The sequence below is a fragment of the Dyadobacter sp. HNCC25DJ183 genome (assembly GCF_056895175.1).
Genome location: NZ_JBXHAP010000005.1, coordinates 445,143 through 464,223, shown reverse-complemented (window position 1 = coordinate 464,223; position 19,081 = coordinate 445,143). Strand labels below are relative to the sequence as shown.

The 19,081-nt window shown below is 46.9% G+C and carries 20 protein-coding genes; 9 read left to right on the top strand and 11 right to left on the bottom strand.

Annotation, left to right across the window (positions count from 1 at the left end; genetic code table 11):
• Positions 1 to 5 precede the first annotated feature (5 nt).
• The 3 genes from AC1XTG_RS15380 to AC1XTG_RS15370 all read left to right on the top strand — a co-directional run bounded on the left by AC1XTG_RS15380 (position 6) and on the right by AC1XTG_RS15370 (position 3,153).
• Positions 6 to 1,586, top strand: a complete 1,581-nt coding sequence (locus tag AC1XTG_RS15380) for a SusD/RagB family nutrient-binding outer membrane lipoprotein (protein WP_484842547.1) — start codon at positions 6 to 8, stop codon at positions 1,584 to 1,586.
• A gap of 106 nt (positions 1,587 to 1,692) precedes the next feature.
• Entirely contained in the window at positions 1,693 to 2,208 is a 516-nt protein-coding gene (locus AC1XTG_RS15375; protein WP_056292031.1) for a cupin domain-containing protein, read from the top strand.
• Between the two features lie 48 nt (positions 2,209 to 2,256).
• Positions 2,257 to 3,153, top strand: coding sequence for a DUF72 domain-containing protein (locus AC1XTG_RS15370; RefSeq protein WP_056292034.1), 897 nt, complete (start codon positions 2,257 to 2,259; stop codon positions 3,151 to 3,153).
• A gap of 4 nt (positions 3,154 to 3,157) precedes the next feature.
• Here the strand turns inward: AC1XTG_RS15370 and AC1XTG_RS15365 are convergent, their stop codons facing one another.
• The gene (locus AC1XTG_RS15365) at positions 3,158 to 4,105 is read right to left on the bottom strand and encodes an MBL fold metallo-hydrolase (RefSeq protein ID WP_484842546.1); all 948 of its coding nucleotides are present in this window, start codon (positions 4,103 to 4,105) and stop codon (positions 3,158 to 3,160) included.
• A gap of 70 nt (positions 4,106 to 4,175) precedes the next feature.
• Here AC1XTG_RS15365 and AC1XTG_RS15360 point away from each other — a divergent pair, with 70 nt between their 5' ends.
• The 4 genes from AC1XTG_RS15360 to AC1XTG_RS15345 are packed head-to-tail and all read left to right on the top strand — an operon-like array spanning position 4,176 to position 7,294.
• Positions 4,176 to 5,270: a cryptochrome/photolyase family protein gene (locus tag AC1XTG_RS15360; RefSeq protein ID WP_484842545.1), complete on the top strand. Its 1,095-nt coding sequence runs from the start codon at positions 4,176 to 4,178 to the stop codon at positions 5,268 to 5,270.
• On the top strand, positions 5,210 to 5,656 hold the full coding sequence (locus tag AC1XTG_RS15355) for a hypothetical protein (RefSeq protein WP_484842544.1): 447 nt from the start codon (positions 5,210 to 5,212) through the stop codon (positions 5,654 to 5,656). Before AC1XTG_RS15360 ends, AC1XTG_RS15355 begins: the two co-directional genes overlap by 61 nt.
• Before the next feature lie 47 nt (positions 5,657 to 5,703).
• Entirely contained in the window at positions 5,704 to 6,153 is a 450-nt protein-coding gene (locus AC1XTG_RS15350; RefSeq protein WP_056292333.1) for a GNAT family N-acetyltransferase, read from the top strand.
• Positions 6,154 to 6,184: 31 nt separating this feature from the next.
• Positions 6,185 to 7,294, top strand: a complete 1,110-nt coding sequence (locus AC1XTG_RS15345) for an AI-2E family transporter (RefSeq protein ID WP_484842543.1) — start codon at positions 6,185 to 6,187, stop codon at positions 7,292 to 7,294.
• Between the two features lie 48 nt (positions 7,295 to 7,342).
• Here AC1XTG_RS15345 and AC1XTG_RS15340 read toward each other — a convergent pair whose 3' ends face one another.
• The 4 genes from AC1XTG_RS15340 to pdxR form a co-directional block, all read right to left on the bottom strand.
• A complete protein-coding gene (locus tag AC1XTG_RS15340) occupies positions 7,343 to 8,644 on the bottom strand; it encodes an ABC1 kinase family protein (protein ID WP_056292050.1) in 1,302 nt (433 codons plus the stop codon).
• Between the two features lie 2 nt (positions 8,645 to 8,646).
• Positions 8,647 to 9,321, bottom strand: coding sequence for a TetR family transcriptional regulator C-terminal domain-containing protein (locus tag AC1XTG_RS15335; protein WP_484842542.1), 675 nt, complete (start codon positions 9,319 to 9,321; stop codon positions 8,647 to 8,649).
• A gap of 92 nt (positions 9,322 to 9,413) precedes the next feature.
• Positions 9,414 to 10,754 (bottom strand): D-arabinono-1,4-lactone oxidase, encoded by a 1,341-nt coding sequence (locus tag AC1XTG_RS15330; protein WP_484842541.1) that lies wholly within the window; start codon positions 10,752 to 10,754, stop codon positions 9,414 to 9,416.
• A 73-nt stretch (positions 10,755 to 10,827) separates the two neighbouring features.
• Positions 10,828 to 12,315: a MocR-like pyridoxine biosynthesis transcription factor PdxR gene (pdxR, locus tag AC1XTG_RS15325; RefSeq protein WP_484842540.1), complete on the bottom strand. Its 1,488-nt coding sequence runs from the start codon at positions 12,313 to 12,315 to the stop codon at positions 10,828 to 10,830.
• A gap of 105 nt (positions 12,316 to 12,420) precedes the next feature.
• On the opposite strand from pdxR, the gene AC1XTG_RS15320 reads away from it, so the two are divergent.
• Positions 12,421 to 14,370, top strand: coding sequence for a TonB-dependent receptor plug domain-containing protein (locus AC1XTG_RS15320; RefSeq protein WP_484842539.1), 1,950 nt, complete (start codon positions 12,421 to 12,423; stop codon positions 14,368 to 14,370).
• Between the two features lie 52 nt (positions 14,371 to 14,422).
• Complete coding sequence (locus AC1XTG_RS15315) at positions 14,423 to 15,181, top strand: alpha/beta fold hydrolase (protein WP_056292069.1); 759 nt, start codon at positions 14,423 to 14,425, stop codon at positions 15,179 to 15,181.
• On the opposite strand, the gene AC1XTG_RS15310 is transcribed toward AC1XTG_RS15315, so the two are convergent.
• The 6 genes from AC1XTG_RS15310 to AC1XTG_RS15285 all read right to left on the bottom strand — a co-directional run bounded on the left by AC1XTG_RS15310 (position 15,182) and on the right by AC1XTG_RS15285 (position 18,973).
• The gene (locus AC1XTG_RS15310) at positions 15,182 to 16,174 is read right to left on the bottom strand and encodes an NAD(P)H-quinone oxidoreductase (protein WP_056292070.1); all 993 of its coding nucleotides are present in this window, start codon (positions 16,172 to 16,174) and stop codon (positions 15,182 to 15,184) included.
• Between the two features lie 19 nt (positions 16,175 to 16,193).
• Entirely contained in the window at positions 16,194 to 16,562 is a 369-nt protein-coding gene (locus AC1XTG_RS15305) for a YccF domain-containing protein (RefSeq protein WP_056292073.1), read from the bottom strand.
• A gap of 57 nt (positions 16,563 to 16,619) precedes the next feature.
• On the bottom strand, positions 16,620 to 17,285 hold the full coding sequence (locus AC1XTG_RS15300) for a pseudouridine synthase (protein WP_056292077.1): 666 nt from the start codon (positions 17,283 to 17,285) through the stop codon (positions 16,620 to 16,622).
• An 11-nt stretch (positions 17,286 to 17,296) separates the two neighbouring features.
• A complete protein-coding gene (locus AC1XTG_RS15295; protein WP_056292080.1) occupies positions 17,297 to 17,596 on the bottom strand; it encodes a type II toxin-antitoxin system RelE/ParE family toxin in 300 nt (99 codons plus the stop codon).
• Complete coding sequence (locus tag AC1XTG_RS15290) at positions 17,581 to 17,820, bottom strand: hypothetical protein (protein ID WP_056292082.1); 240 nt, start codon at positions 17,818 to 17,820, stop codon at positions 17,581 to 17,583. Before AC1XTG_RS15290 ends, AC1XTG_RS15295 begins: the two co-directional genes overlap by 16 nt.
• An 82-nt stretch (positions 17,821 to 17,902) precedes the next feature.
• Positions 17,903 to 18,973: a DUF3500 domain-containing protein gene (locus AC1XTG_RS15285; RefSeq protein ID WP_484842538.1), complete on the bottom strand. Its 1,071-nt coding sequence runs from the start codon at positions 18,971 to 18,973 to the stop codon at positions 17,903 to 17,905.
• Positions 18,974 to 19,081: the final 108 nt, after the last annotated feature.

Sequence of the window (19,081 nt, the reverse complement as noted above, 5' to 3'; positions counted from 1 at the left end):
TGAAGATGAAAAATTTAAAAAAATATATCAAGTACGGGCTCGCTGTGGTATTGGTAACAGGTTGTGATACAAAGCAGCTGCATGATCTAAATATCAATCCGCAAGCGTTGAACGAGGTTGATCTGAATTTCATTTTTACCTCTGCCGAACTGGGCATCGCATCTAACGGAAGCACCGGTGACAACAGATACATCGACTGGCGGACGAACATTGGAATGTGCGCCTATGCTATTCAGCAACTGGCCAATTCCGGGGGCGGCATTGCTCCGGGGGATAAGTATACCGTCAATTCTGAAACGAATGCGGCACCGTTCGAATTCACTTATAATGACCAGTTGAAAAATATCGCGGAGATTTTGAAACAATCAGGTCCGGGTGGTTTTGCGGAAGGAAAGTACCTGAACATGCGCCAGGCTTCGCGCATTATCCGGGCTTTTAGCTTCGCCAGGATCACTGATTTTTACGGCAACATTCCATACCAGGAGGCGAATCAGGGAATTGAAGGAATATTTTTCCCGAAATACGACAGCCAGGATGCCATTTATTCAGACTTGCTGAAAGAGCTGGATGAGGCAACAGCAGCGCTCAATGCGTCCAATGGTGATGAAGGTTTCGCCAACGCCGACTTCATTTATAATGGGGACATTGCGAAATGGAAAAAGTGGGGATACTCTCTCATGCTGCGACTTGCTATGCGCATTTCTAACGTGGATGCGGCCAAAGCGGCAACCTATGTTACCAAGGCGGCAGCTGGCGGCGTTTTTACCAGCAATGCCGACAATGTGTGGGTCGCTATGGCTGACGGACCCGGAGAATGGGTAAACCAGAATGGTATTTCAAGAGCATTCGATCCGGGAGACGGTGGCCAACCTCCTTACCTCAGTGCCACACTTGTTAATTGGTTGAAAGGGGCTAATCAGGCTGTTGCAACGGATGATGATCCGCGCCTGATGATCATTAGCGGCGGTATCGGTGACGTTGCAGTCATTACAGATCCTGTTAAACAAAAAGGAATGCCCAATGGATATGATCAGGCCATGCTCGACAAGCTGGAAGGACGGACCGTGGACGTGCCGAAAACATACTCCCGCATCAATCCTAAAATGTTACAGGATTCAGATCCTTACATGATCATGAACTATGGAGAAGTAGAGCTTTTGCTGGCGGAGGCTATTGAGCGGAAGATTGGTTCCGGAATTTCGGGCACGGCCAAGTCGCACTATGATGCGGGCGTAAAAGCATCCATGCAGATGTACACGCCATTTGACGCGTCGCTCACTGTTTCGGATGCAGCAGCACAAACCTACCTGAGTACGTATCCTTATGGCGTTACCAAGCCTGCATTGGAAATGATCGGAGAGCAGCTTTGGGTTAATAAATTTTTCAACTGGTGGGAAGCATGGTCGGACTGGCGGCGGACAGGATACCCTAAACTTACCCCAACCAACTACCCCGGAAATGTAACAGGCGGCACCATTCCCGTACGGTTGCGCTACCCCACCAACGAAGTAGCAGGCAATCCAAATTACCAGACCGGCGCAACCTTGCCGGACGATTTTACTACCAAAGTGTGGTGGGACAAATAGTATAAATTAGTAGATATAATTCAAAAGGTGTCCTGAATATTTTAGGGCATCTTTTTGTTTTTTATCCTAATTTTGAAACTCACCTTAATCAGGTTAATCCCTTTTTATGATACAATCATTCACAGCAGATGCTGATAAGGACGCTGTATTCGCAAAAGTCCAGCAGTTTATCGACGAGCAGGGCTTCACAGTTGTCAGCAAGGATCACTCCCGTCCATGGGGAGGTTTTTTTGTACTGGAAGAAAGCCAGGCTCCGCAGTTTATCTCCACATTCTTTCCTCACCTTTCATTGGAAGATTTTGCAGGCTACGATAAGTTGAGCCCGAAGATCCTCGTGGTTGCACCAAATAAAAGACTGTCGTGGCAGTACCATCACCGCCGCGCCGAGATCTGGAAAGTAATTGGTGGAAATGCAGGGATCGTGATCAGCGATACCGATGAAGAAACCGAAATGCGCCAATTGCCGATCGGCACTGTAATAGATCTTAAAAAAGGAGAACGCCACCGGCTGGTAGGTGTTGACGAATGGGGGATTGTTGCTGAGATCTGGCAGCACACAGATCCATCCAATCCTTCCGACGAAGACGATATTGTTCGGGTACAGGATGATTTTGGAAGATAATTAAAACAAGTTTCACCACTATTTGCACAACTATTAATCCCCTGAAATATGAAATTCGGAAAAGTTGATAATCCCGCATTGATCGATTTTACATTGCCGCCCGATGCACCTGAAAATGAAAAGATATTTAGCAGTACAAAGGGCAAAGGCAAACCGGATATTCGTATTGGCTGTGCAAAATGGAATAAAACGGACCTGAAAAGCTTTTATCCAAAAGGGGTGAAAGACGAGCTGGGTTACTATGCTACGCAGTTCAACAGCATTGAGCTTAATGCCACTTTTTACAACAACTTTCCCATTGAAACGATCGAGGGATGGTATAACAAGACTTCCGAAGGTTTCAAGTTTTTCCCGAAACTTCATCAGGGAATCAGTCACTGGAAAAGATTGAAGGAAGCCAAGGAAGCGACCGACGTATATCTGGACGGGATCTCACATTTACAGGAAAAGCTCGGAATGCTCTTTTTGCAGCTGCCCGACAATTTTGGTCCCAAAAACTGGGAGCAGCTGAAAGCCTATCTTGAACAATGGCCTTCCGGCTTCCCGCTCGCATTGGAACTCCGGCACCCGGGCTGGTATGACGGGGTGTTTGATACCACCGACTTTTATGAGGTTTTGGAAAAAAATAACATCACGCACATTGTTACCGACTCGGCAGGAAGAAGGGACTTAATGCACATGCGGCTCACTACGCCAACCGCATTTATCCGCTACAATGGCGCCAATGTGGATTCGGATTATTCCCGCCTTGACGATTGGTTTGAGCGTTTGAAAGTGTGGATTGAGCAGGGTATTGAGAACATTTACTTTTTTGTACACCAAAATCACGAGGAAGCCTCTCCCCTGCTGTCCACTTATCTGATCAAAAGATTGAATGATGAACTGGGAATGACATTGCAGGTACCACAACACCCAGCTACCGGCGGACAAACGAAGCTGCTTTAATTATTTAGAAATTCAATGGAATACCCTGTTGCGGAAAGATCAGCTTGACGCCCAGGGTATTTTCCTTTTTCAGCTCGGAAGTTATTTTCTCTTCATTAGTCCCAACCGGCTTGATATGCGTCACGACCACATTCAGGTTTTGCATTGCTTTTTGTCCGGTAAATCCGGCCAGTTTTTGCAGCTCTTTAAAAAACCATTTGGGAGTTAAATGTCCGAACAGGCTTTTGTCGGGCTGGCTGTTGGGATAGGATACTTCCAGGAAGATCGCGCGTAACTTTCCTTCTCTGACGAGCGGCGCGACTGCTTTCCAGACTATCTCCATTTTATCGGATTTTTCAACTTCATCAGGTCCGGTGTCGCCAAAATACAACAGGTAACTATCGCCGCTCCGCACCAGGAAAGCTGCACTTTCGGTAGGGGCACCGTGGCTGAGCCTGAAAGCGCGCACGTGCATGGCGGTACCGGCTAATGGAATTTCATTTTCTTCTGAAAGTATGTTATAAGTGTACTTTTTCAATGTCGGCGCTGCGCCTTCGTTGGTGAAGTTGGGCCAGCTTTCCCAATTGAAATAATGCGTTTTCAAAACCTTCATGCAATTTTCAAATCCGTAAATGTGCTTGGCGGTATCCTCCACTGCATTCAGCAGCATTCCCGAAACATGGTCGAGATGGGGATGTGAAATCAGGTAGCCTTTGATGTACTGCTTCAAAACGACTTCACCTGAAACCGGAAAGGTACCCTGTTGCACTGCGGACCGGATTCCATTAGTCAGCGTACCTGCATCCAGGCAAACAAATGCATTGCTACCTGCTGGCGCGACCATATAAGCAGACAAATTTCCATCATTCACCCCGCCTTTTACACCCAATGGAACTACCCTGAATGCATTTTGACCATAACCCGGAGCACACCAGCACAGGAGCGTAATAATAACTGAGAGCAGCGTTCGCATGATTTTAATAACTATTTCCGACGGATCTTTTTTGGTTAAAGGTAGGTAATTGCTCTTAAAACGGCTTGTTATGAAAATGGTTACGCTGGTATTTCCTCATCAGTTATTCAGGCAGAACCCTGCCGTAAGTGCCGACAGAAATGTGGTTCTGGTGGAAGAATACCTGTTTTTCAAACAATTTAATTTTCACAAACACAAGCTGTTTTACCACCGCGTATCCATGCAGGCCTACCGGCAACTTCTGGAAGATCAGCAGCTGCAAATCGACTACATTGAAGCGCACGAAGACCATAGCGACGTAAGAAAGCTGGTACCCTATCTGAAAAAGAAAGGGGTGGAAGAGATTCATTACGTGAATGTAACTGACGACTGGCTCCAAAGAAGACTGCAAAAAGCGGCAAAAAGTGCGGGAATTGAGCTGATATCTTACGAAACGCCGATGTTCATCAATACACAGGAAGATCTGGACAGGTACTTCATCAACAAAAAGCGCTACTTCCAGGCTGATTTTTACGCCAACCAGCGGAAGAGACTGAAAATACTGGTTGACGAAAACGAGGAGCCGGTCGGTGGAAAATGGAGCTTTGATACCGAAAACAGACTCAAATTCCCAAAAAAACAAGAACCGCCAAAGATCCGGTTTCCGGATCGCTCCGGACTGCATGACGAAGCCGAAGCCTATGTTGAAAAATACTTTGGCAAAAACTATGGTTTGATTCCGGAAGAGATTCGCTTTCCTGCCTCGCATGAAGAAAGTCAATCCTGGCTGGACCAGTTTCTTCAACACCGTTTTGAGGAGTTTGGCAAGTACGAAGACGCGATTGTTACCTCAGAGCATTTCCTGCACCACAGCCAGCTGACCCCCATGCTGAATGTAGGACTGATTACTCCAAAGCAGGTCATTGCAAAAACCCTGCGCTATGCCGAAAAGCACGACATTCCATTTAATTCAACGGAGGGATTTGTCCGCCAGGTAATTGGCTGGCGGGAGTTATGCATGGTGTTTACGAAAATAAAGGCAGCCGCCAGCGGACGCGCAACTATTGGGGTTTCACTCGAAAAGTCCCGGAATCATTCTGGAAAGGAACTACCGGCATTGAACCGGTGGATATCACGATCAGGAAGGTACTTGCTACCGGATACTGCCATCACATTGAGCGGTTGATGGTAATGGGAAACTTCATGCTGCTTTGTGAATTTGATCCCGACGATGTGTACCGCTGGTTTATGGAGCTTTTTATTGATTCCTATGATTGGGTAATGGTACCTAACGTGTACGGAATGAGCCAGTTTGCAGATGGCGGGTTGTTGTCGACCAAACCATATATCAGTTCAAGCAACTACCTGACCAAAATGAGTGATTATAAAAAGGGAGAATGGCAGGAGATCTGGGACGGGCTTTTCTGGCGGTTTATGGATAAGCAACGGAAGTTTTTCTCGCACAATCCCAGGTTAAGCATGTTGCTCAGAACTTTCGATAATATGCCCGACGAGAAAAGAAAAGCGCATCTTGACAATGCAAATGCATTTTTGAAAAAGCTGGATAGTTGATGATCGCGGCAAATCAGCGATATTGCATTGAATGCAATTGCCTGTTTATGCTTAAAATTATACGAACCACCAGCGACAATCCGGACTTTACGAGGCTGACTGACAAGCTTGATGATGAGCTATGCTCCATTTATCAGACCAAAAAAGAAGATTTCGAGGAATATAACCGCATTACGGACCTGAAAACGGTGGTACTTGCTTACGAAGAACAAGATTTAGTAGGTTGCGGCTGCTTTAAAAAGTTCGACGAAACGACACTCGAATTAAAACGGATGTTTATCGAACCCGCATTCAGAGGCCGGGGTATTGCGTCGGCAATTGTGCAGGAACTTGAAAAATGGGGCATCGAGCTGGGATACGCATCTGCATTCCTGGAAACCGGAGAAGGCCAGCCACAAGCTATTCAGTTGTACAAAAAGCTAGGCTACGAACAGATCACAGACTTTTCAAAGTATCAGGTCTCGGATTATAGTGTTTGTATGATGAAGAGTCTTTAAAAATGAAATCCTTTTTAGAAAAATAACGACAATGCAAGCCCTAGACTCCCCTCCTTTTTACCAAAGATTATCACTTTCCCTGTTAGGAATTGGCTTGATTATGGCGGCTATTTATCTGGGAGCTGATATCATTGTTCCACTGGCACTTGCTGGATTGATAGCGGTTTTGCTGCGGCCGGTGGAAAGGTGGCTGGTGAACATGGGAATGCCGAAGGTAGTGGCAATAAGCCTCGCGGTATTGCTGGCTGTATTGATCGTCTCCGCGGTGGGTGTGCTGCTTTCCATGCAGCTGGCAGATTTTTCGGACGAGCTTCCTAAGCTCAAACGCAACATCAACGAATTTTATCACGACGCCCGCCGCTGGATTCGCCGGGAATACAGCGTTACTTACCGGCAGCAAGCCGAATACCTGAAAAACGCTCAGACCAAAACACTTGAAAATTTCCAGGGAACAGAAACCCTGGGCGCTGTCACCGGTCCATTAACTACGCTGATCCTCATACCGATATACGCGTTTCTTCTGCTTTACTACCGCACTATGCTGCTCCATTTCATGGTAGTGGTGTTTCCCGAAGAACATAAGGAGAAGATACTGGAAGGATTGGGACAAATTAAGTCGATTATCCAGAGTTACATGGTAGGCTTGCTTTTCGAAACAACGGTTGTAGCAATCCTGAATTCCATCGGTTTGCTGATCCTGAATGTACAATATGCTGTGCTGCTCTCCATTATGGCGGCTATCCTCAACCTGGTACCTTATATCGGCGGGATCGTGGCGACGGTACTTGCAGTATTGGTGACATTTATCAGCCACCCCGAAGCAGATACCGTTCTCGGGGTTGTGGGAGTTTTTATAGCTGTGCAATTCATTGATAATAATTTCCTTGTCCCCGTGATCGTGGGTTCGAAAGTGAAAATCAATGCATTGGTATCGATTGTAGGAGTACTGGTAGGAGGCGCACTGGCGGGGTTATCGGGTATGTTCCTGTCCATTCCGGCAATTGCCATGATGAAAGTAGTATTCGATCGCGTCGACGATCTGAAACCCTGGGGTATTCTGTTGGGTGACCAGACGCCGGAACAGGAGAAGAAAGCCCTCTTCAAGCTGGTAAGACGCAAGAAAATGATTGAAGAGGAATAAAAAAGGCAGACAGAAAACCTGCCTGCCCTGCAACAAGTATTGCTGTTATTACATCGCGAACTGCTTGGTTTCAACTTCTGCCTTCAAATCATGCAGCAAGCTGAACAACCCAAAGAATGTGCGGTTGATATAAATGAAATGCTTCGAGCCGCGATTCATATTCATTTTCCGCAGCTCTTTATCGTTTGCATATTTTTCACCCAACTCAGCCAGCTTTTCAAAGAAACTTTCATCCGCAAAGTCGAACTTCTCGGAATTAAAAGGTTGAGTCAAAAGGCCTAGTATATCCCTGAAAAGATTTGAGAAATAGACGATCTCTTTCTCAGTATCCTTTGGTGTAAGTATTTCCAGATCCACCAAACCCTGTCTGAAAGTCGCGGGATCATTCAGTTTTTCGGGCTCCGCCAAATCAAAGTACGGCGTGTAGAACGATTCGGGAATCTCCTTGATGCAACCAAAGTCAATGGCGATCAGGTTATCCTGTTCGTCGATCAGGAAGTTGCCCGGGTGCGGGTCCGCATGTACTTTCCGCAGCTGGTGCACCTGATACATATAAAAGTCCCAAAGTGCCTGCCCGATCTTGTTGGCAAGTGTTTGATCCGTATTTGCTTTGCAAAACTCAGACAAATGCCTGCCTTGCATCCAATCCATTGTAATCACACGCTCGCATGAAAATTCGGGATAGTAAGCAGGAAAACGCAGGTTCGGAATATGTGCGCAGGCCTCTGCAATCTCGGTACTGCTCGCTATTTCAAGATTGTAGTTCGTTTCTTCGGTCAGTTTGGTTTCTACCTCCTTGAAGTACTTGTCCGAATCCTTTGCCTGAATATTGAACATTTTCATCGCAATCGGCTTCACAAGCGCGAGGTCCGAAGAAATACTCTCGGCTACGCCAGGATACTGGATTTTCACAGCAAGCTCCTTACCATTCAAAGTAGCTTTATGTACCTGTCCGATACTGGCTGCATTGATCGCATTCGGATCAAAGCTATCAAAAAGGTCAAGCGGCGATTTACCGAAATACCTCCTGAAAGTTTTGATAACAAGCGGAGCAGAAAGTGGCGGAACCGAGAACTGAGACAATGAAAACTTCTCGACATAAGCCTGTGGAAGAAAATTCTTCTCCATACTAAGCATTTGCGCCACTTTGAGCGCGCTGCCTTTCAGGTTTTTCAGACTATCATAAATGTCCTCTGCATTGTTACTGTTCAAATTATCACGCGCCGTTTCAGGATTCGTGATCTTTTCACCGTAATACTTCAAATAATTACCACCGATTTTTACACCGGTCGAAATCAATTTAGTGGCACGTCGGATTTTAGAGGTGGGTATACTATCAATCGTCTCCATTCCTACCTCAGCTTTTCTTTAATGAGAAATTTTCCAAAATCGATAACACTTTCAAGCGGACTCGTATCGATCAGGTCGAATGTCGCACGGATTGATTTTTCGATAAAAAGATCTGTTTTTTCAAATCCGAGAGACTCGTCATCGAGCCAGAACTTCAATGTCACCAGGAACTGTATCCACGCTCCTTCCTCCAACGCATCCTGCTGCGCCTTGCGAATACGCTCGCTTCTGATTTTCAGATAACCGTCGCTGCTCTTTGAAATAAACTCTTTGAAATGCGTTCTGAACTCTTTCAATTTCATCAGTCCGCTCAGACGGTTCCTGCTTTCCTGCAATGAGAAGATCACAAAGCTCCTGTTGGCTGTAAGTATCTCAAAGTAAGTGTAATAGTAAGTCAGCAATTTATCCCTGAACCCTAATGCATCCACTTCTCCGCTTTGGTCGATCAGCTGGACAGCAAGCTTGTGAAAGCTTACAAAAACCGTTTTCTCAACCGCATCTATCGACGAAAAGTGTTTGTAAAAATCCTTTTCAACAATCCCGTTTTGCTTGCAGAACAGGTATACCGACTCCGGTTTCCTGTTGTTCTCAAGACAGTATTGCATGAATAACTCGGTGATTCTTTCGGAGGTAATCTCCTGTGCAGCAGCCGGAAGTTCTTTTAGTCTAGTTGCCATTGTTTATTTGGATTAGCACAAAAATGTCTGAAATCAATAACGTAAACAGCGCGGTAATCGTGCCAGTTGCGCAGGGCGAATCCTGCGGAACATTAACCGAACACGTTCATCTTCAGGAACTCATTTACAAATTTCCCTTTCTGATCGTACTCTTTTGCCAGTTGCCTGAATTCACCGAGCTTTTCATACCTTTTTGCAAGAAGAGCGGGCGCGACAGTGAAAAGCTTACCCCAATGCGGCCGTACATCATAAACGGAAAGTTCCTTTTCAATAAACGGCAGTAATTTGCTAACAGCCGGCCAATCCTGTTTCCAGGTAAAATGAATCGCTACAGAATCCTGTTTGTAGCAAGGACTCATCCACAGCTCATCGCCTGCAATGGTTCGTATTTCGGAAGTCAGCAAATGTGGGGTAATCTGCTTTCCCATTCTCGAAATAGCCAAAATAGCATCTACGGCATTTTTTCTCGGCACAAAATACTCCGACTGCAACTCCTTGCCGCTGCTGGGCGTAAAACCCATCTTGAAATGCGGCATGCGCTCGTACCACGGACCGGCGACGCCCATTTGTTCAGTACAATTTTCAGCTGAAAGTTCGGGAATAGGATGCAGGTTTTTAGTAGCCAGCTTCCCGCCGAAAAACTCTTTTTCAGCTTTGAATGCCTTTTCACCCTCCTTGTATTTGACCCAGACTTCGGTAATGTCATCGCTGGCCCAGTTGGTAAACAAGCTTACACTGTACCCACTAGCCTCTATTTGGTCGAAATTCTCCTTCAATTGGCTCAAAGGCAGGTTTTCAAAAACGTATTGCCCCATCATAAACGTAGGTTCCACATCCAGCGTCACCTGCGTTACCACACCCAGTGCGCCCAGGTTCACCACGGCCGCATTGAATTTATCACCATCTTCTTTCCGGTTCAGCCGCACAAGCTCACCATTTGCAGTAACCATTTCCAGTGCCGATACTGCGGTGGAAAGATTGCCATTCTTTTCACCCGAACCGTGCGTAGCCGTAGCGCAAGCGCCGGCTACCGATATATGCGGCAGGGACGCTAGGTTATGTAATGCAAATCCTTTCTGATCCAACACAGGACTAAGCTGCCCGTATTTCAGTCCCGCATTGACGGTCACTGTTTTATTTTTTTCATCCAAAACAATCTGCTGCTCAGCGTCAGTTACAGAAATGAAGCGGGCTTTGGTATCCGCAATGTGATTGAAACAATGCCGCGTGCCGAGTACTTTTAGTTTCGGGTATTTGGTAACGATTTCTTTTACCTGCTGCAAATTCCGGGCTGCGTCCAGTTTGTTGGTACTGTATTCCAGGTTACCGGCCCAGTTTTTTAATTTTTCATCTGCTGCCAGACCAGATAGCGGACGGAATAGAGGAGCTGCCATTAATGCTGACGATAGTTTAATGAATGTTCGCTTTTTCATAAGGTTAGCTGCGGGCCTGTATATGATTTTACCACAAATTAGTTGAATAATCCGAAACCGCAGCACCTCTTTTCTAATGCATTTTATCGAGTATATCTTTGAGAATCAAGACTGCCTCAGTCATTTCATTTTCATTCAGATTACCAAAACCCAGCCGCACCGCGCTCAGTTTTCCTGTTTGAAATAACAGGGTTTGCGGAAGATGCAGATTTTGTTTCAGACAAGCCTTACTAACGCGCATCAGGTTGATATCTTTGCGCCATTCTGTCCAGAAAGCAAGTCCGCCGGGTGGTGATTTGAAGGTGAGGTACTCCCCCAATTGGGCGTCAAGCTGCGTACTGAGCAGGTCGCGCCGCTGATGGTAGACCTTCTGTGCTTTTTTGATGTGTCTTTGAATTTCGCCATCGTCGAGCATTTCGCCTAGTGCCTGTTCCATCATCAGGTCGCCCTGCCGGTCCATAATGCGCCGCAACTTTCCCAGCTCGGCAATCAGGTTCGCCGGCGCGACCATATAGCCCGATCGAAGCCCCGGCGCCAGCGCCTTGCAAAATGATCCGATGTAAACTACCATTCCTGCCCTGTCGGCACTGGCCAGCGGAAGTACCGGACTACTGTTGTAATGAAAATCATAATCGTGGTCGTCTTCCAGAATAATAAACCCGTATTTCGCCGACAGGCTCAGCAACTCCATTCGCCGCTCTGCCGACAATGTAACGGTAGTCGGGTAATGGTGGTGCGGGGTTAGGTATAGCATTCTGACCGAGGTTGTTTCGCACAATTTCCGAAGTGCTTCCACGGATATACCCTGACTGTCAACCGGAATGGAGATCATATTTGCACCTGCATTCTGAAAAATCATATTAGCCGTATAATAACTCAGATCACCCACTACTACCCTGTCGCCGCGCTTGATCAGCAGTGCAGAAGCCAGATAGATCCCCATTTGAACACCCCGGGTTGTCAGGATGTTTTCTGCATTGATATGTAGTCCGCGGGTATTATTGAGATAAGCAGCCAGTTTTTCCCTGAAATACATATTTCCTTCTACATGGGAGTAACCGAGGTATTTCCGGCTGTTCTTTCTGCGCAAAATTCCTGAGTAAGTTTTGGCGAGTTTGTCAAGCGGCGCCAGCCTTACATCAGGCAGCCCGTCGGTAAATTCCAGCTCTACATTGGATACAGAAACCGGCCGGTCCAAAAGCATGCTTTTATCAAATGAAAACCCGGCAGCCCGCGGGTAGCTGACAAGATCTTCCGCATTGATAAGCAACTGTTTACCCTCAGATTCCTGTAATTTGTACGTTATATAAGTGCCTTTGTTTGGCAGCATTTCTATCCACCCCTGCGCATGGAGCTCCTGGTAGGCAGCTACCACTGTTTTTCGGTGTACATCCAGGGTCTCTGCCAATGCGCGCGTGCCGGGCAGCCGGGCCCCATTGGAGAGCAACCCACGCTGGATTGCATTGATCATTTTATGAGCGATCTGCAGGTACACCGGAGTGCCCGAAAGGCGGTCGAGGAGGATTATGTTGTCGAAAGGTATTTCAACCGGACTATTCATGAGTTTAAAACCGGAGCATATAAACGGTCCGGCAAGGTAGTAGTTTTGTTGGCAAAGGAGGAAGGAGAATGGAGGAAAGGGAGGAAGTTTTAATTCTTTATATCTATGTTACGATTTTACATTTTAGTTGTTAGTTTGCTTTTGGCTGCTGCCCAATTACAGGCGCAGGATGTTTCGCTGGATCCGGTTACTGTTACTTCTTCAATTGTGGAGAAGCGGGCGTCGGAAACGGGGCGGAATATTGCTGTTATCAAAGGAGAATCTTTTCAAAACCTGCCTGTACATAGCATTGACGACCTGCTCAGGTATGTGCCAGGCGTGGAAATACAGGCACGGGGACCAATGGGATCGCAAAGCGACATTGTGCTGCGCGGAGGTACTTTTCAGCAGGTGCTGGTAATCCTCGACGGAATCCGCCTCAATGACCCGAATACCGGACATTTTAACAGCTATATCCCCATTTCGCCTGCGGAGATCGAGCGGGTTGAAGTTTTGAAAGGCGCTTCTTCGGCTATTTACGGTTCTGATGCCGTGGGCGGGGTTGTTCATGTAATATCAAAGACTTTTGCGGCCAGAACATTGGACGGGAATGAAGATGCGCCCGGTACGAAAACGAATGTCAACGCGCGTGTCTCGGCGGGGCAATATGGTCTGCTGAATGCAAGTGCCGGGGCATTTTACCAGGTCAACAAGCTGGCGGTGTCGGGCGGGATCTTATCCAATAATGCATCCGGCGTTCAGCAGCGTGGTACCAAAGGATTTTTCCACAACAATACTGCCTCGCTTTCGCTCAACTACCGGCTTTCCGATGCGTGGAATGTAGCGGTTCGCAGCTCGTACGATCACCGCGATTTTGCTGCTCAGAACTTTTATACCGTCCTGAAATCCGATACTGCAAGCGAAAAGGTTAAAACCTCCTGGAACCAGCTGCGGCTCGCTTATCGCAAAAACAAAAGCACATTTGCATTTGACGGAGGATACAAGTTTGTGGAAGATACCTATGCATTTAACCCGCATGCAATTGCGAATAACAGCAAATCGCGCCTTTGGCAGGGACTTGCTACCTGGCAGCAAGCTTTTTCACCGGCTACCAGCCTGATCGGCGGATTGAATTATCAGAACCGGAATATCGCGTCCAATGACCGTGGGAACCACTCCATTCACCAGCTCGCGCCTTTTGTTTCATTGGTTCAAAGTTTTGGTACAAATTTCACCGTGACGCCTTCTATCCGGCTGGACTGGCGGCAGAATATTGGTACGGAAGCTGTCCCGCAAATCACTTTATCATACAAAAAAGACAGCTGGCAGCTGCGCGGAAGTGCAGGCAAAACGATCCGCGACGCCGATTTTACCGAACGTTTTAACAACTACAACAAAGCCCTCGTGACCGGTGGTAATGTAGGTAACCCTGACTTGAAAGCGGAACGTTCTTTCAGCTACGAAGTGGGTGCAGACTGGTTTTTGACGACCAACAATACCGCTCAGCTCAAACTTTCGGGTACGTTTTTTCAAAGGCTGCAAAACGACCTGATCGATTATGTAACTACCCCTTATGCGCAAATGCCGCGAAAAGACAATCTATCCCCCACTGGCAACTTTGGGCTGGCGCTGAATATTGCAGAGGTGAATACAAGCGGTTTTGAGCTGGATGTGCAGTCGGCGACCAAGTTAGGCAAAGATCAGAGCCTGCTGCTGAATGCAGGATTAACGTGGCTGGACAGCCGGAACAGCAATCAGGTACCTTCGTTTTACGTATCCTCACATGCTAAATTCCTGGCCAATTTCTCTGCTATCTATCAGCTAAAGCGGTTTTCGTTCAGTTTGAATGGATTGTACAAACAAAGGGCCGCGCGCGAAGCTTCGGCGATTGAAGCAACTATCTCAAAAAACTACTTCGTAATGAATGCCCGCGCAGAATATGCCTTTGATGGCAGGATGCTAGCCGTTTTCGCGCAGGCAGACAATGCATTTGATGCAGATTACAGCGACTTACTAGGCTCTAAAATGCCTGGCCGCTGGGTTTTGGCGGGAGTACGATTTAATCTCGTGAAGTAGGAAAATCGTTATTCAGGCGCAGTTCGTATATTCAGGAGGTTAACAATCGACTATGACTTCCGGAATACGAATTGCGCTTTCTCTTTTTATGATCCTTGCAAATGCATTTGACCAAAATCTGTTTGCTGGCAAAAACCCCGGCTCTCCTGAACCGTCTAAAATGAATGTATACTTTATCAGCGGTCTTGGTGCAGATAAGCGTGTTTTTGACAAACTGAAACTGGACGATGCTATACAGGTCAACCATATTCAATGGATCAGGCCGCAAAGGAAGGAGACGATCGCGCATTATGCCGGGCGCCTGGTCGCGCAGATGGATACGACGAAACCATTCAAGCTGGTGGGCTTGTCTTTTGGTGGCGTAATTGCCAGCGAGATTTCGCGGATCGCGCTGCCTGAACAAATTGTGCTTATTTCGAGTACACCGCTAGGTATTCCCGTTTCTGCATTCAATCGCGGGTTAATACGGTTCTTCCTGCTTTCACCATTCGCCGCTCCGATTTTGAAATCGGCCAACAAGTATACTTACAGATATTTCGGTGCAGATACGCCTGAGCTGCAAGCTTTGTTAAAGAACATTTTGCACGATACAGACAGTAAATTCCTGAAATGGGCATTGATCAAAATGAGCAGCTGGGATCGGAAAACGAGGGCTGATCATATATATCACATTCACGGCAGCGCCGACAAGCTGATCCCGATTGATCTTGTAAAACCGGATGTTGTGATCAATGGAGCGGGACATTTGATGGTTTACGCGCAGGCTGACCAGATTTCTGAAATTTTGAACAAGCAGCTTTTGTCTAAATGATCAATCCCAATTATTGATCAGGATTATCTTTCCGATGTGCCCGCTGCTTTCCATTAACTCGTGTGCCTTTGCTGCTTCGTGAAGCGGGAACGTGCGAAAGATAACCGGCTTAAATGCGCCCTTTTCGATAACTGGCCAGACTTTCTCCCGAATTTCTGCTGTCAGCTGATTTTTGAATGCAACATCGCGGTTCCGCAAGGTGCTGCCTGTAACAACCAGTCGCTTTCGCATAATGAGACTGAAATCCACCTGATCTGCTTCCGGCTTTACCTTGCCACCTTTCATGGTGTTGATAAAAACGAGCCGGCCATCCTCCCGTAGTAACCTGATATTCTTCGGAATGTAATCACCGCCAATCATATCCAGGATCACATCTACGCCTTTATCTTTCAGGATTTCTTCAAAGTCTTCTTCTTTGTAGGGAATGCAAATGTCGGCACCGAGCCTGGAACAAGCCTGGCATTTTTCCTTTGAACCAGCGGTTGTAAATACACTGGCGCCAAAAGCTTTTGCAAGCTGAATGGCGGTAATGCCAATGCCGCTGCTGCCACCGTGAACCAGCAAGTGCTCGCCAGTTTTGAGATTGCCTCTCTGGAATACATTGTGCCAAACCGTAAAGACCGTCTCGGGCAGTGAAGCGGCTTCTGCATAATCAAAACCTGCCGGTATGGGAAGACAATGCCCTGCTTGCGCTACTGCATATTCGGCATAGCCGCCGCCAGTAAGCAATGCACAAACCTTGTCGCCCCGCTTCCATTCAGTTACTTCATCCCCCGTTTCCACGATTTCGCCGGCAACTTCCAGACCGGCAATGTCCGCAGGGGCACCTGGCGGCGGCGGGTATTTACCCTGCCTTTGCATCACGTCCGGACGGTTAACACCGGCTGCGTAGACTTTAATCAATACTTCGGTAGGCCGGGGTTGCGGCGTTTCCCGCTCGCCAATCTGCAAAACTCCGGGAGCGCCGGGCTGCGTGATCACGACTACTTTCATGCTGGATTTCGATTGCTGATTAATAGATTTCCTTACCGAAAGGTGTAAAAGACAAGCTCATCAGCTTGAAATGTTGCCTTGCGAACGGAAGTCCGACAATGGTAATGGCAAGAATTATTCCAAAAATCAGGTGCGTCAAAGCAATCCAGACACCGCCGAGGACGATCCAGATAATATTGAATATGGTAGAAAGGCAACCCGTATTTCCCGGCACCTCGCGCACTTGCTGGCCAAATGGAAATAGTGTTAGAAATCCGATCTTGAAGCATTGTATTCCGAATGGGATACCTACGATGGTGAGGCACAGCAAAAAACCAGAAATCATGTATTCCAGGAAGACAATAAAGCCGCCGAAAATAAGCCAGATGATGTTTCCAATGAGGTTCATAGCCAGAAGTTTTGTTTTACGATGATTCAGGTCGCATAAAACTAACAATGCCCCGGCTTAGTGTTCCGGGTTTGTTACAGGCGGTCGGGTGCGCCAGTCACTGGAAATATCGGCTGATTGCCAGTTTCTGATTTTAAGTAAATTGAAGAATGTAGTTTCTTCAATTTCGCGCACTTTACCGGGTGGCAGGTCGCCCAGTTCCAGATCTTCGATGCTTACTCTGACCAGACGCTTGCACCTGTGGCCGGCGGTACGCACCATTTTGCGGATCTGGTGAAATTTACCTTCCTGTAATGTTATTTTCAGCCAGGTATTCGGCACATTCTCCCAGTTTTCGCTCGGGTGTTTTGAAAGGATTGCTGGTCTTTCAATAATATCAACCTCGCAGGGTGCGGTGATGTATTCCTGTCCTCCTTTTACTTCTATCCCAATCCCATTGCGGAGTAGTTGCAGCGTCTGCTCACTTACATGATGCCCAACATTGACCCAGTAAGTACGCCGGTGCGGTTCTTCTCCTGTAAACAGCAGCCTGGTGACACGTTTGTTTGTAGTAAGTATCAGCAAGCCTTCGGAATGACTGTCCAGCCGTCCTATCGCATGCGTGCCTGCCGGAAAATCAAAATCAAGGTCACCCAACAGCCCCACCGGATGTGTGCTGATAAATTGGGAAACCATATTAGCGGGCTTATTAATAATGAAATAACGGTGACGCGGTTCGGTCATTTGTGAAGTTGTTAGAATTCCCAGCTCAGGCGAGCGGGATCCTGATAGCTGTTCCAGATCGTCAGGATATAAATTTCACGATCAGTTTCTTCGTAGATAATGAAACAGTCACGTACGATTTTGATCCGTACATTTTCTTCATCTGTATGTTTGCCGATTTTCGGAAAAGCTGCTATCAGCTGAATCGCTTCTTTAAAAAGCAAATTCAGCTTTTTACTGTAACTATTTGATTTATTCCTGTCAATCCAATAAGCTAAAATTGCCTTTCTATCTTCAAGAGCTCTTTGGGACCAGATTACTTTTTTAACCATTGGTCAATCTCATTGTCCGCCTCTTCATTTGTAAGGCTTTGCCCCCCACTAATTTGCTCCCTGGCTTCTGTAATTGCCTGCCTTTGTTCATTACTGAGATTAAAAGCCTTTTCTCCTTCAACTTCGAGCGCGAGCAAACGATAGGCTTCCGCCAATAAATGGTCGTTATCAATTTCCTGAATCTTCCCTATCAACCTTTCTTTTAAATCAGTGCCCGACATCATAATTAATGATTTTAGTTATTCGAAAATAGTCAGAATATCGATGGTTACCTAGTCGAATGTTTGTATTAACACGCTGGTCGATTCACCGGTGTTGGCTTTCATAATGCGCCCGCAGCATATCTTCTCCGAAATCATTGGTAAGATCCCGCACCACGGAATGGATGTGGTTGCCGCCGTTTTGGGTATTGTCAAACTCGATCAGGAATGTAGGACCGTGGATCCGGTAATAGTGGCCGTGCCCCTGACCAATTACCGGTTCGTGATCGCCCATCCAGGCAAAATGGATCTTTTCCAGGCCTGCTTTTTCCAGTTGCGCCCATTGCTGGTTTTTGAGTGTAATATGGTAACGCAGGAGATATGCCATGATCAGGTTTTTAAAAAGCGCTTTTTGCTCCCCATTCAATTCTTCCATCGCAACCCCTTCCATTTTGTCCAGCACAGCTTTGCGGGAATTGGAAGTAAATATTTCGTTTGGCGCTTTTCCGCCCAGATCCGCTTTTTTCTGCTGGGCTTCGGTGAGACTATGCAGTAACCTGAATGCAATTTCCTGCTCATCTTTCAATATAACCTTCCCTTTCTGTGGTACATCTGCAAGCACTTTTCCCGGATTACTTCCCATAAAACTCGGCGTGTAGGTAATCTGGTTTTTGATGGATGAAAAATGAAGTGATAAATGGTGGCCTTCCACACGCCAGCCCCACGGATCGCTGCCAGGTGTTCCAAAAACCAGGAATGCATAATTTTCAGGATCCCGGTAGGTATCGTTTGCCGGGCGGGTTTCTACTACCCTCAGCACATTTTCAAGATCAATAATCTGCTCTGCCTTACTATATCCTTCCTGGCTCAGCACAACCCTGATCAGCGACATAGCTGCTTTTCGCTGAGCTGCATTCATTTGTTTGAGTGACAAACCCTTACGCGCACGTGGCGTAAAATTCCAATCGAACCGCGCCGGATCCTGATAATCAAGCTGGGCCTCTTTCCGCTGCGTGTCATCGAGGGATTTCAGGAACGTATTTACCGCCACCGCCATTTGCCTGGCGAGCTTTTCGTCCTGTTCCGGTTTGGCTTTCAGGTCAGCGGCCTGCGCGCCTGGCAGCAGCCTGATCAGCAAAAAAGCAATCACTGTTATTCTAATTCCTAAATCTCTCATCAGCGCAGTAGTTTAAGAATGGCTATTTCCATTTGCAAAAAGGAAAGTAACGGGCGGCATGAAACTACCACTTCAATGCCGCCAATCGCCAGAATGTTCTTTAACTGC